Below are 12,362 nucleotides of genomic sequence, written 5' to 3'. Positions count from 1 at the left end.
GACGTCCGCCGCCCCTCCCGGCCAAGACCAATCCACGATTGTCGGCCAGGGCCAGCCCATGTATGGGAAGCGCTGACCATCTTCGGCAACCCGCGTGCCGGACGGCAGAATGAACGAGGCCCTATCGGGACAGTTCAGTCGAGCGCCGGTCGAGCATCGCGCGTCTTGCCAAATCCGTTCTGGAAGTGAAGGCGTCCAAGGCGCCTCAGACTAGGAGTGCCCGTGAAAGTCATGACCATCGTGGGCACGAGGCCCGAAATCATCCGTCTGTCACGGGTCATCGAGAAATTCGACACGTTCTTCGATCACACGCTGGTTCATACCGGGCAGAACTACGATTACGAACTGAACGAGATTTTCTTCAATCAACTGCGCATCCGCCGACCGGACATGTTTCTGGAAGCGGCAGGCGCCACCGGCGCGGAGACGGTCGGCAAGGTGATCATCGCCGCCGACAAGGCGCTCGAGACCCATCGGCCGGACGCAGTCCTGCTTCTGGGCGACACCAATAGCTGCCTGGCCGCCATCTCGGCCAAGCGTCGCAAGATTCCCGTCTTTCATATGGAAGCGGGCAATCGCTGTTTCGATTTCCGCGTTCCCGAGGAGATCAACCGCCGGATCGTCGACAATGTCGCGGACATCAACCTCACCTACAGCCAGATCGCCCGGCAGTATCTTCTGCGCGAGGGCTTTCCGCCCGAGCAGGTGATCGTCACCGGGAGCCCGATGCGCGAAGTCATCGAGCATTATGCGGCGGACATCGAGCAGTCGACCATCGTTGCCGACCTCGGTCTCGCCGAGAACGAGTTCTTCGTTCTCAGCTCGCACCGCGAGGAGAACGTCGATTCTCCGGACCGGCTGGAAAAGCTGCTCGACATCCTCAACGAGCTTGCCACGCGCTACGGCCTTCCCGTCATCGTCTCCACGCACCCGCGCACGCGCGCGCGGCTCGACGGGCTGGGCCGCGAATGTCACGATCTGGTGCGCTTCGAAAAGCCGTTCGGCTTTCTCGACTACGTCAAGCTGCAACAGAGCGCGCGGGCCGTCCTTTCGGACAGCGGAACGATCACCGAGGAAAGCGCGATCCTCAATTTCCCCGCGCTGAACCTGCGCGAGATGCATGAACGGCCGGAGGGGTTCGAGGAAGGGTCCGTGATGATGGTCGGACTCGATGCGACGCGCGTCGTCGAGGCGCTGGAAATCCTCGCGTCACAGCCGCGCGGCACGACGCGCCTGTTGCGCCTGCCGGCCGACTACGCCCCGGCCAACGTCTCGGACAAGATGGTGCGCATCGTCCAGAGCTATACCGATTACGTCAACCGCAGGGTCTGGCGGCGTCCGTAAGCGCCGCCAGCCGTACATCCGCTCATCAATCCGGAATGAAGAGCAGCGAGAAAAGGACGTTGCCTGAATTCGCGGCGCCCGGCGAAGCGACCATCTTGAGGCACCACCGCTCCTGCGCGTTGAACTGCACTTCGTTGATCGCATCGACGCCCTGATTGGATCCGGCCGGGATGGTCGTCGTCAATGCGGTATCGGAAAACAGCTTTTGCAGCGTGAAGGTCCAGCTTTCGCCGATGCCGGGCGAGCCGCCCGTCACGCAGGTCAGTGCGCGAAAGCGGCCGGCCACGGGAACCGGGACGTAGACCGCCGGCTGGCCGCTGCCATTCAGGCCCGGCGTCAGAAAGCGCGTCTGGCCGGCCGAAACGCTGGAGCCGCTGTTGCCCATGATCGGCATGGCGATGCCGCCCGCCCCCTTCGGGAACGTCACGCGGCCGCTCGATCCCTCCACGCGCATGGCCTCGGTCCATTGCTCGCCATCCGCGCTGGTCTTGAGAGCGAAGCCCCCCGCGCCTGCAAGGCCGATTTCCGCACGGCCCGAATAGGCTTCCTGGAACAGGATGCTGGCCGTGTCGGGCGCGGATGCCTTGTTGAGGACGAGTCGGTGACCTGCGCCGTCATGGTCGAAGAGCGAGCCGGCGGATTTGAGGGCGAGCCGGTTGACCGCGTCGGCGGACGCATTGATGCCAAGCTGGCCGAGCGGCCCGTCGAGGGCATCGGAAAGCGCGATCCAGCCCGCCGCCGCGCGGGCGATGAACCGGTCCTCATCTTCAACGAAGGCCAGCCAGCCCTGGCGCGGCGTCAGGAAGGACCATCCGCCGTCCTGGCGAACCGCGATGCGCCCCGCCTGCCCCGCCCAGGAGCCGGCGGCGCCATCGGCAACGAGAAACCTTTCCCCTTCGACGCTTTGCGCTGGCGGCGCGTCGAGACTGCGCGAAGCGAGCGAAAGCTGCACACAGGCATCAAGCCGCCGCAATGCCTCATTATGGGTGACGTGCTTCTGTGCCTGGGAGGGCAGGATGTAGGGAAGTTCGAGATGGGTGGACTGCATGGTGTGGCTCCGGTTGGGGGAGCCAAGGGTAACTGGATCTCTCAGCGAGGGGATAAAATTCCTTTCGCTGTTAAAGCAGGGGCAACGTAGCCAACACTAGCGATCTTTGCACCTACGTCGTATATGGAGCCTGGTGCAGCGGCTGGCACTGTGAATGGAGATTTCGACTGATGAAGGAATTAGACGCTGGTTCAAGCTCCACGACAGACGGCAGTATCAGCCTTTTGGAACTCGCCGATATCATCTATGCAAAGCGCATTTTTATTGTTCTTGGCTTGATCGCAGGCTGCATCGCATTTGCTGTGGTTTACTACTCCCGTAGTGATGTTCCACCAACAACGCGTATAGAGATTTCCATTTACGGGCCAGGCGCCCCATCCACCATTGGCACATCAATCGCAGAGCAAGCATCATTTGCACTTGCCGGTGCAGGCATCGAAAATGTCAAGCACAATGGATTGCTTGTAACCATCGAACCATCCCGTCAAAGTGATGCTGCAATTATCGATAACATTATGAAAAACGTGGTCAGCTCGATTGATGAACAAGAACTCCAGACTTTTCGGTATCTTGAGGGCATTTCTAAAGATGATGATGCAATTCCACACCTTGCCAGTCTTCACTCATACCTGAAGGGTCGTGAACTTGGATTGCGAGAGCTATACAGCATTAGGTCGACTTCGATTGCCCGCCAAGGGCATTCACTCATGCTTCCGGCCATATCCATGCTTGTTTTTATCGGCCTTGGCGTCATTCTTGCATTCGTCAGCAGCTTCATTGACGCTTGGCGAAACCACTCCCGCATAAGGTAAATTTTCACAGATTATGGATAAAATTTTAGTACATTCGACAAGACGTGTTTTTGAAGCACGATTTCAAATCGCAGCCGCTTCGGGATACATATTTTCTGGCCTGCTTGGTTTCTTTGCATCACTTTGGCTGAACCAGATTTATCGGTTTGGCGACCAAGTTCCGTATACAAATTTCTATAATGCCATCGCCGAACTGTCGCTGCTTGACTCATATCGTGCGCAATATTTTCACCTGACAAGCAATGAACCTGCCTTCACCTTAGTTATGTGGATAGGAGCAAATATAGGTGTATCGAAAATAATTTGGGTATCGTTTTTCAATACTATTCTAATAGTTTTAATTTTAAAAATTCTAAAAAAATATCATGCAAATATATTTGTAATAATACTTTTATTTACTAATTTTTATTTTTTAGTTGCCCTTACAGGCGCTGAACGCTTAAAGTTTGCCTATATTCTTATGATAGCGGCAGCCCTTTCCAAAACTTACTGGCGCTGGATTTTTGCCTTCCTAGCTCCGGCGTTTCATGCGCAGTCGCTGATATACTTTTGTTCCTATCTATTATCTCGCACCTTTGAGCGAACCCCATATTTTTCATTTAATAACAGGTTTGACGTGAAAATCGCAGTTTACGCTTTGGCATTTTCAGTATTTTCTTTTATTTTAATTTCATTTTTATTTTATACTTATGTAGAAACTATATTATATAAAATAAATTATTATTTTGAAAACAACGTTTTCCGACCTTTTTCGATCTTGAATTTCTTTCTACTGTTTTTGCTTGGAATTTTAATTAGTCGACGCAAGATGCGCTTAATCGGATTCTTTGTTCCGGTTGCCATTGTTATGGCTATAGTTGGGCCCGATCGTGTAAATATGATTGCTTATACGGTATTTTTCTATGCACTTTTAACAGACAACAGAATAAATCATCCGCTTGCACTATTGCCAATGATTTATCTAAGCTTCAAATCCATAGGTTTTATAAATAATGTAATCACATACGGCGAGGGTTTTCCTATAATATAAACTACATATATTCAGGAAGAAAACCGTCGCTGCATCTCTCGCTGCGCATCTTCGACATTCTTGAATGTACCCAGCACGGCCTTCCCTCCACTGGCAGAAGGGCGAGTCAAACGTTTTGCTTTGGCGACCGCGTTCAAGACGAATGCGCGCGCGATTTCGGCTCCGATGCCGACCTTTCTCACATCCAAGCCGGGATGTCGCGACGCACTTTCGATGGCAGCCGCGATCTGGGGTTGATACTCGCGATGTTTGAGTAGACAAAGGGCATATAACCGATTCAGGTTGAAGTGGGACATATGATCGGGGCTGGTACGTCGAAGCGTCTCCCACGCAGCATTGGCCCAAACCGTTTCAACACTGAAAAACTTCGGGATGACATCGTCCCATTCGACATTCTTGAAAGCTGCCATGTGGGGGTCTGTCTTGAAGTCGCCCTTGTGCTTGTTGAGAGCGCTGCGTCCCGTGTTGCTGCCCCCCGACGCCCCCGGAAGCGTGAACGGAAAGTCCCAGGTGCAGTACCGGTCGAGTTCCAGGGAAAGCGAAACCGCCGCCGAAGCATCAGGACTGGTCCCATAGAAGAATTGGCCGTTTCGAAGACGGATGCGTTCGATCACCTCACGTCGGACCAACCCATGATAGAGCTTTGGCAGCCCATCCGTCCCTTGAAACGCATTGCGCAACCCCGCATCTAACGAGCGGGAGGTGTTGTGTGACCTGATATCGGCACTGTACTTCCCAAGATAGAGGCGCCCTGCATGTGCGTCACCGAAAAAAATGGTTCGGAAATCCGGCCATGAGTAGTTGGCCGACAAGATCGGCACGAGGCTATCCACGTTCTGCTCGCGCGCGATTTCTACTGCCTTGGTGATGGCAGGCAACACGGTGTCGTCATCGCCGATCAGGCACACAAACTCGCCTTTGGCATAAGCCAGTGCGGCTTCGTGATTGCCGGTCATCGACAATCGTTCTGCATGATGAACATATGTCAGGCGGTCGTCATTGAGCGTACTGGCGAACTGCTTCAGTTCGCAGCCGTCGTTCGACGTATCGTGGAAAACGACTTGAACACCACGATCGTTTATGGCGAGCAGGCTTTGCAAACAACTGATCGCGTATTTCGAGCGATTATGCGTTGGCACCAGAATTGATACGGCGAACTGATTTTTCATCGAAACTTCCAGAAAATCTTGTAATCGACGCAAAAACTAAATCACTTACTGGCATAGAACCAGAACTCTGCCTATTGCGTTCGTTGGAACTTATGTCTATTTAGCGGTGCATTTGGTGTAATGTCATGACAATTTTCGTAACGAACCGCTTTTTCCTGCCCGGCTATGAGGCCGGTGGACCCATTGTATCCCTTAGCAATCTGTTCGCAGCCTTGGGCAGTGAAATCGACTTTCGGCTGGTGACAACGGATCGGGATATCCGCGACACAGAACCTTATCCCTCTATCCAGCCCGGCGTGTGGGCAGATCTTGGCGATGCCTCCGTCCTCTATCTCGCGTCTCGCGAGGTTTCTCAAGAGAGGATCCATGGGATCGTCCACGATACGACGCCTGAGGCCATCTATCTCAACAGCTTCTTCGACACGCTGTTCACCGCGCGCGTCCTTCTTGCCCGGCGGCTTAGCCGCCTGCCACCCGCACGCCTGATCCTCGCGCCACGCGGCGAATTTTCCGCCGGGGCGCTGGCCTTGAAGGCGCCGCGCAAGCGCGCCTATATCGCCGCGTTGAAAGCCGGCGGTCTTTTGCGAAACATCGAATGGCACGCCTCCACCTCGCATGAGGCCGAGGAAATCGAGGCGGCGCTGGGAAAGGCGACGGCCGGGCGCATCCATGTTGCACCCGATCTCGGCGCCTTGCCGAACCCGAATGACTTGTCTAACTGGCAGCCGCGTAATCCCGGCGCGCCATTGCGCGTGTGTTTTCTCGCGCGCGTGTCGCCGATGAAAAACCTTGCCGGTGCGGTACGTTCGCTCGCGAAGATGAAGACGCCTGCCGTCTTCACGCTTTACGGCCCCAAGGAAGACGCGGCCTATTGGGCCGAATGCCGGCGCGCCATAGGCGACCTGCCTTCGCATATCACCTTCGAGGACGGCGGCGTTCTCACGCGTGACCGGATATATGGGGCGCTCGCGCAGCACGACGTCTTCTTTCTTCCTACCCTCGGCGAGAATTACGGTCATGTGATTCCCGAGGCGCTTTCGGTCGGCCTGCCGGTCGTCATCAGCGACCGCACGCCCTGGCGTGGTCTGGCGGCCAAGGGCGTGGGCTATGACGGTCCGCTCGACGAGGACGCCTTTGCCGCCGAGCTCGACCGTCTCGCCGGTCTCGACGCGGACGCCATGACGGATATGCGCAGCGCGTGTCGAGATTATGCGCAGGCTGTCCTCACCGACCCGGCAGCGATCGAGGCAAACCGAAAACTGTTTCTCCGCTGATGAATCAGGCCGGCCCGCTCGCCCTGAGCTTTGCGAGGCGGTCAACCACGGCCGGCTCGCGCAGGAGGATAATGGCGGCAGCCGCCGACAGTCCGGCCAGCCCTGCGGCGCGGATTGCGGGGCTTTCGACCAGACATAGAGCCGCCGCGACAAAAGTGAGCATCGCAAGGCCGCCGAACCGGGCCGGCACGACCGCACTCCAGCCCGCCTCGAGCACGAACCGGCTGGCTGCAAACATCGCCACCGTATCGATGACGATGCGCGCAAGCCAGGCCAGAGCGGCGCCAACCGGGCCGTACATGCTCGTCGCCCACCACAGGATCGCAAGGAACGGCACAACTTCCGCGAGATGGATCATCGCCGTCCATTTCGGGCGTTCCGCGCTCTGGATCAATGTGAAGGGGATCGTTGCCAAGGCATTGAACACCACCCCCAGCGCGAAAATCTGCAGCAGAAGCGCGCTGTTGGCTGCGAACTCGGCGTCGATCCAGAGGCCGAGGATTTCGTGCGCGAAGATGGCGAGTGCGGCGCAGACGGGCAGAAGACTGAGCGCAAGCGCCGTTACGCTCTGACGGAACAGCGCCGTCCCGGAGGCCACGTCCCGCGCCATCTGGGCGGCGAATGTGGGAAAGAGCACCGCCGTCAACGCGCCAGGCACGATCCAAAGCTTCGTCACGATCTCATAAGGCGTCGCGTAATACGCCACCGCCGTCGCCGACACCAGCGCGCCGATGATGAAACGGTCCGCATAACCCATCAGCGGGCTGATCGTGTTCGACACGGTCAGCCATCCGCCTATGGAAAAAAGCGGCTTGACGAAATCCGTGCGGAACCGGAACGCGCCGCAATCGGGCGGCAGGAGCCGCATGGCGAACCAGGCGTGGGCGAACAACCCCGCATACCGGCCCGCCACCAGTATCCATGCGATGACATCGAGGCGCGGCTCGCCAAGCCAGACCGCGAGGAGCGGCCCCAGAAAAGTGTAGATGCCCATGGGCAGCCGGATCAGATTGACGATGCCGAATGCATGGCGCGCCTCCAGCATTCCCCGAAATCCGGATGTCAGCGTGATCGCGGGGATCGCTATCCCCATGGCCATCAACGCCGCGACGGCCTCCTCGCGCTCGGGAACAGCGGCCAGCAGGTCGATGCCCCGCTCCGCTCCCACGACCAGCAAGGCGCCAACGAGGACACCCAGGATGGCCATGAACGTCAATGCCGTCGCGACCGCCGGCGCGATGCGCTCGCGTTCGCCCCGGCTCTCCGCGACCGACATCTGCAAGGTCAGCGTTCGCCCGAGCCCAAGGTCGAAAAGGCCGAAATAGCTTACAACGGCCCAAATCAGCGTGAGCAGTCCGAACTGCGCCGTTCCCAAAGCCTCGATCAGCAGGGGAATGGTAAAAACGGCCACGACCAGAGGGAGGCCGAGGCCGAGAAGGTTGAACAGCGTGTGACGCAGCAGCATCAGAAGCAGCGCCGCGCCCGCGCCACCACCCGGTCGCCTTGAGCGTCAGGCACCCACCGCCTCCCGGACGATATCGAGCTTCATCAGCACTTCCTTGACGCCCGCCACGTCCAGCCGGTGCGTGTTGTGCGACGTGTAGTCCTCGATCTGCGCAATCTCGCGCTCGCCTTCGACGAAATACTTGTCGTAGTTCAGATCGCGCGCGTCGGCGGGAATCCGATAGTACCCACCCAGATCTTCGGCACGCACCATCTCCTCGCGCGAAACGAGCGATTCGTAGAGCTTTTCACCGTGCCGCGTGCCGATGATCCTTGGTTCGCTGCCACCGCCCAGAAGTTCCCGAAGCGCGGTCGCAAGATCGCCGACCGTGGAAGCTGGCGCCTTCTGGACGAAGATGTCGCCGGGTTGAGCGTGGCTGAAAGCATACAAAACGAGGTCGACCGATTCCTCCAGCGACATCAAGAAGCGCGTCATCTCGGGGTCGGTAATCGTGAGCGGCTTGCCCTGGCGGATCTGATCGAGGAACAGGGGAATGACCGAGCCGCGGGAGGCCATGACGTTGCCGTAGCGCGTTGCGCAGACGATCGTGCGGCTCTTATCGCTCAACCGCGATTTGGCGATCATCACCTTTTCCATCATCGCCTTGGACAAGCCCATAGCGTTGACCGGATAGACGGCCTTGTCCGTCGAGAGAACGACGCAACGGCTGACCTCGTGGGCGATCGCCGCGCGCAGAACGTTCTCGGCTCCAAGCACATTGGTCTTGATCGCTTCCATCGGATAGAATTCGCAGGAAGGGACCTGTTTCAACGCAGCCGCATGGAAAATGTAGTCGACGCCTTTAACCGCGTCATCGACAGAGTCGTAGTCGCGAACGTCGCCGATATGGAATTTCACCCGGTCGTCACGGAGCGCGAGCCGCATATCCTCCTGCTTCTTCTCATCGCGGCTGAAGATACGGATCTGCGCGAAGTCCGTCTTCAGGAAACGGCTGAGGACGGCGTTGCCGAAAGAGCCCGTGCCTCCCGTGATGAGGAGCGTCTTGTTTTCGAACATTCTATCTCTTCTCTCTAAACACGATGTCAGCCAAAGTCGCGCAACCGGGCAACGAGTTCCGGCCAACTCGGCGGTTGATAGCCCGTTTCATGACGAAATCGGCTCGAGTCAAGCGAGCGGTCGATCGTCACTTTCGCATCGGGCACGATCTCGACCGTCTTTCCGAATGCCTGAGCCACCAATTGCAGCAGATCGTATTTGCTGGTCGGCTCGGCCGAGACGTGGTAAAGGCCGCGCAGATGCGGGCGGGGCAGTACGTAGTCCTTTATGACCCGCGCCAATTCCACTGTCGGCAGACCGGAAAAGATGGCTTTCGTGAACCCCCGAACCTGGCCATCCTGGGCGAGAAACCAATCGATCAGCGAATGCGCGCTACCCAATTCGCGGCCGATGATCGAGGTGCGCAAGGTGACGGCATTTTCGTAGTCCACCTCACCAAGCAACTTGCTCCGACCGTAAAGGTCATACGCATCCGGCCTGTCGTTTTCGGTGTAGTTCCCCTTCGTGCCGTCGAAGACGCAATCCGTGCTCAGATGCACCAAGCGGGCCCCCGCCACCGCGCATAGCCGGGCAAGACGATGCGGCAACAACGAATTGATGGGGATTGCTGCAAGCGGATCGTTCGCCTCTGCGAGCTGTTTGACTACCCCGACACAATTGATGACCACATCAGGCTTGGCCGAGGCAAACGCCGCGCTCAACGAGTCGAAATTCTCGACATCCACACCGTTGAGCAGCTGCCGGCGTATATCATCGGGAAATTTCAGATGCTGCGAAGCAGACCTGGTCGTCCCCGTCACATGCCAGGACGTGTCCTGCGCGAAGAGCCTCAGCACGGCATTGCCCAGCATCCCGGATGCTCCGAATATCAATAGCCTTTTTGGGGTTCTCGAATTCATTGCTAATTTGCCTCATGGATGCAATTCAATGATTTTTTTATTGAGATATTCAATAATTATTATGAAGTAGAAACATTCGAACAATTGCTGAATATATTTATCTTATTTTCCTCTCTTTTATGATCCAACCGATCAGCTTATCGATCGACTGAATACGCGAAAAATTCAAATCGTAACAACTCAAAGCGTTCTTTCCCAATCTGCCGCGCTCGTCGTCACTCATTTGAAAAAGCCGGATCACGGCTGCAGCTATTTGATCGGATGCCCCAGATGATACGGCCACACCGGCTCCGGCCTCCGACACGAGACGAGCCACTTCTCCGTTAATCGCCGTGACCAGAGGCTTGCCGGCAGCCATGTATGTTTGGATTTTGGCCGGAACAGTAAGCGAAAATGTTGGATCGTCTCGAAGTGTGGCCAGCAAGACATCGGCCTGCTGCAGAATTTCAGGAATGGCACCGCTCGGCACGCGACCCGTAAAAACTACGTTTGAAAGCCCTAACTCAACAACGCGCTGCTTTGCCCATTGGAGACGTCGCCCATCACCGACGATAATCCAACGTATGCCTGGATGCAAACGACATCGATCGGCAGCATCAATAATCGCTTCGAAGTCTTGAGCCTCCCCAACATTCCCGGTGAATACCACGTTAAAGCCTTCGCCGATATCGAATGTGGCATCGGTAGAGGCTCCGGTTGCATCATCGGACCATTGCGGGAAATACCGGACGTCTAGGACGCGCTTGGCGACTTTTCGGATCGGCTCTTCATATCCTTTAGATGGCACCAGAACGACGTCAGAGAATCGATAGACCTGTCGAGCGACCCATCCCGCGATGGCCTTTATTATCGGGGATCGAACCAGACCAGATGCCTCAAGACTCTCCGGCCACAGATCGAGTATCCAAATAAAGGAAGGAGCCTTGCTCCGCCATCGGCATACAGCTCCAGGAATTCCAACCGTTATGGGAGATGGCTCATAAACGAAAATCGCATCAACGTCCGCAGGTGTCCGGAATGCCCCAACTACGCTAGCGGATACCGCAAAACTAACGTAGTTTAATGCAAGTTTAATTTTGCTGTTATTTCCCCGTGCAATCATTGGAGATCTGATTATATCAATACCCTCCCAGATTTCGCGCAGGGGACCTGTATTCTTGTATCCGGGGAATATCTTTCCTTCCGGATAGTTTGGAAGGCCCGTTAGAACGGTTACGCGAATTCCTCGCTGAGCCAATCCACGCGCGAGATCATTTATACGAAATTCTTCTGGCCAAAAATACTGAGTTACGATCAGTATATGCATAACATTTCACACGCAAATTAACGATCAATTTCAAATTTAAGCCATTCTATATATTCTATCAATCCATCCGTTATATCCACAGACACGCGGAAGCCAAGCATATCTCTTATCTTGCTTATATCTGCCATAGAATGCATAACGTCCCCAGGACGACGAGAAACATACTCAATGTCTGCTTTTAAACCTGAAATTTTCTGCAGAATATCAACAAGTTCATTTATTGTAATTCTTGTCCCACTGCCAAGATTGAAAGCACCATTTGCACCGTCGACACTAGCTGCCAAATAATTTGCACGAGAAACATCATCTACGTGGATGAAATCTCTCGTCTGGTTGCCGTCACCGTATATTTTTAGTTTTTCGCCTCGGAGCAATTTGTAGGCGAATATAGGAATAACGTTTCCATATGCATCAAAACGCTGATTTGGCCCGTAGACATTGAAATACCTGAGTGCGACGACATCCATGTCGTATAGATTGCCGTAACTAAGGCAAAATTTTTCTTTGAATAGCTTCGAAGCTCCATAAGGAGTGTCCGGCTCTACAGCGTGGTTCTCCGAGATTGGCAAAGTTTTGAGCTCGCCAAACGTGCCAGCGGATGATGAGACAACCACGCGTTTGACTCCAGCCTGACGAGCCAACTCCATAACCGTGACGGTCCCAAGCACATTAATTTCGGCGTCGAAGTGGGGTGCATCTATCGAGCGTTTGTTGCCAACTGATGCGGCTAAATGAAAAACAGTGTCGATGCCTTGAAATAGTTGAGCCAGTCTCTCTCGATCACGTATGTCGACCCTGTGCAGACGGTCACTATCGCAGAACTGAAGATTTTCCGCATAGCCAGTCACTAGCGAGTCGACAACAATAAAGTCATCCCCGTTCTCAAGCAGCTTCTTACAAACATTGGACCCGATGAAGCCGGCCCCACCGGTGACTAGCGCTTTCACAATCTGCTCCTT

11 protein-coding genes are annotated in these 12,362 nt (G+C 55.6%); 4 read left to right on the top strand and 7 right to left on the bottom strand.

Features of this window, described 5'->3' with window-relative positions:
* The first annotated feature begins 231 nt into the window (after window positions 1-231).
* The gene (gene wecB, locus PZ895_RS03830) at window positions 232-1,344 is read left to right on the top strand and encodes a UDP-N-acetylglucosamine 2-epimerase (non-hydrolyzing) (protein ID WP_275837942.1); all 1,113 of its coding nucleotides are present in this window, start codon (window positions 232-234) and stop codon (window positions 1,342-1,344) included.
* Between the two features lie 25 nt (window positions 1,345-1,369).
* Here wecB and PZ895_RS03825 read toward each other — a convergent pair whose 3' ends face one another.
* Entirely contained in the window at window positions 1,370-2,392 is a 1,023-nt protein-coding gene (locus PZ895_RS03825; protein WP_275837727.1) for a DUF2793 domain-containing protein, read from the bottom strand.
* A 170-nt stretch (window positions 2,393-2,562) separates the two neighbouring features.
* On the opposite strand from PZ895_RS03825, the gene PZ895_RS03820 reads away from it, so the two are divergent.
* Window positions 2,563-3,204, top strand: coding sequence for a hypothetical protein (locus tag PZ895_RS03820; RefSeq protein ID WP_275837726.1), 642 nt, complete (start codon window positions 2,563-2,565; stop codon window positions 3,202-3,204).
* A gap of 13 nt (window positions 3,205-3,217) precedes the next feature.
* Window positions 3,218-4,234, top strand: a complete 1,017-nt coding sequence (locus tag PZ895_RS03815) for an EpsG family protein (RefSeq protein ID WP_275837725.1) — start codon at window positions 3,218-3,220, stop codon at window positions 4,232-4,234.
* An 11-nt stretch (window positions 4,235-4,245) separates the two neighbouring features.
* Here PZ895_RS03815 and PZ895_RS03810 read toward each other — a convergent pair whose 3' ends face one another.
* Window positions 4,246-5,403, bottom strand: a complete 1,158-nt coding sequence (locus PZ895_RS03810) for a glycosyltransferase (RefSeq protein ID WP_275837724.1) — start codon at window positions 5,401-5,403, stop codon at window positions 4,246-4,248.
* Between the two features lie 296 nt (window positions 5,404-5,699).
* On the opposite strand from PZ895_RS03810, the gene PZ895_RS03805 reads away from it, so the two are divergent.
* Window positions 5,700-6,677, top strand: coding sequence for a glycosyltransferase family 4 protein (locus tag PZ895_RS03805; protein WP_275837723.1), 978 nt, complete (start codon window positions 5,700-5,702; stop codon window positions 6,675-6,677).
* A 4-nt stretch (window positions 6,678-6,681) separates the two neighbouring features.
* Here PZ895_RS03805 and PZ895_RS03800 read toward each other — a convergent pair whose 3' ends face one another.
* The 5 genes from PZ895_RS03800 to PZ895_RS03780 form a co-directional block, all read right to left on the bottom strand.
* Entirely contained in the window at window positions 6,682-8,142 is a 1,461-nt protein-coding gene (locus PZ895_RS03800) for a flippase (RefSeq protein WP_275837722.1), read from the bottom strand.
* Window positions 8,143-8,187: 45 nt separating this feature from the next.
* A complete protein-coding gene (locus PZ895_RS03795) occupies window positions 8,188-9,198 on the bottom strand; it encodes a polysaccharide biosynthesis protein (protein ID WP_275837721.1) in 1,011 nt (336 codons plus the stop codon).
* 26 nt (window positions 9,199-9,224) lie between these two features.
* Window positions 9,225-10,097: an SDR family oxidoreductase gene (locus PZ895_RS03790; protein ID WP_275837720.1), complete on the bottom strand. Its 873-nt coding sequence runs from the start codon at window positions 10,095-10,097 to the stop codon at window positions 9,225-9,227.
* Window positions 10,098-10,194: 97 nt separating this feature from the next.
* Window positions 10,195-11,403, bottom strand: coding sequence for a glycosyltransferase family 4 protein (locus PZ895_RS03785; protein WP_275837719.1), 1,209 nt, complete (start codon window positions 11,401-11,403; stop codon window positions 10,195-10,197).
* Between the two features lie 17 nt (window positions 11,404-11,420).
* Window positions 11,421-12,350, bottom strand: a complete 930-nt coding sequence (locus PZ895_RS03780; RefSeq protein WP_275837718.1) for an NAD-dependent epimerase/dehydratase family protein — start codon at window positions 12,348-12,350, stop codon at window positions 11,421-11,423.
* Window positions 12,351-12,362 lie beyond the last annotated feature (12 nt).

The sequence above is a fragment of the Mesorhizobium sp. YIM 152430 genome (assembly GCF_029210365.1).
Lineage (GTDB): Bacteria > Pseudomonadota > Alphaproteobacteria > Rhizobiales > Rhizobiaceae > Aliihoeflea.
This window is presented reverse-complemented; position numbering and strand designations above follow the sequence as displayed.

What these genes read in the sequence shown, in the direction of transcription:
- wecB (WP_275837942.1), top strand. Translation starts at nt 232, where the DNA reads ATGACCATCGTGGGCACGAGGCCCGAAATCATCCGTCTGTCACGGGTC.
- PZ895_RS03825 (WP_275837727.1), bottom strand. Translation starts at nt 2,392, where the DNA reads ATGCAGTCCACCCATCTCGAACTTCCCTACATCCTGCCCTCCCAGGCA.
- PZ895_RS03820 (WP_275837726.1), top strand. Translation starts at nt 2,563, where the DNA reads ATGAAGGAATTAGACGCTGGTTCAAGCTCCACGACAGACGGCAGTATC.
- PZ895_RS03815 (WP_275837725.1), top strand. Translation starts at nt 3,218, where the DNA reads ATGGATAAAATTTTAGTACATTCGACAAGACGTGTTTTTGAAGCACGA.
- PZ895_RS03810 (WP_275837724.1), bottom strand. Translation starts at nt 5,403, where the DNA reads ATGAAAAATCAGTTCGCCGTATCAATTCTGGTGCCAACGCATAATCGC.
- PZ895_RS03800 (WP_275837722.1), bottom strand. Translation starts at nt 8,142, where the DNA reads ATGCTGCTGCGTCACACGCTGTTCAACCTTCTCGGCCTCGGCCTCCCT.
- PZ895_RS03795 (WP_275837721.1), bottom strand. Translation starts at nt 9,198, where the DNA reads ATGTTCGAAAACAAGACGCTCCTCATCACGGGAGGCACGGGCTCTTTC.
- PZ895_RS03790 (WP_275837720.1), bottom strand. Translation starts at nt 10,097, where the DNA reads ATGAATTCGAGAACCCCAAAAAGGCTATTGATATTCGGAGCATCCGGG.
- PZ895_RS03785 (WP_275837719.1), bottom strand. Translation starts at nt 11,403, where the DNA reads ATGCATATACTGATCGTAACTCAGTATTTTTGGCCAGAAGAATTTCGT.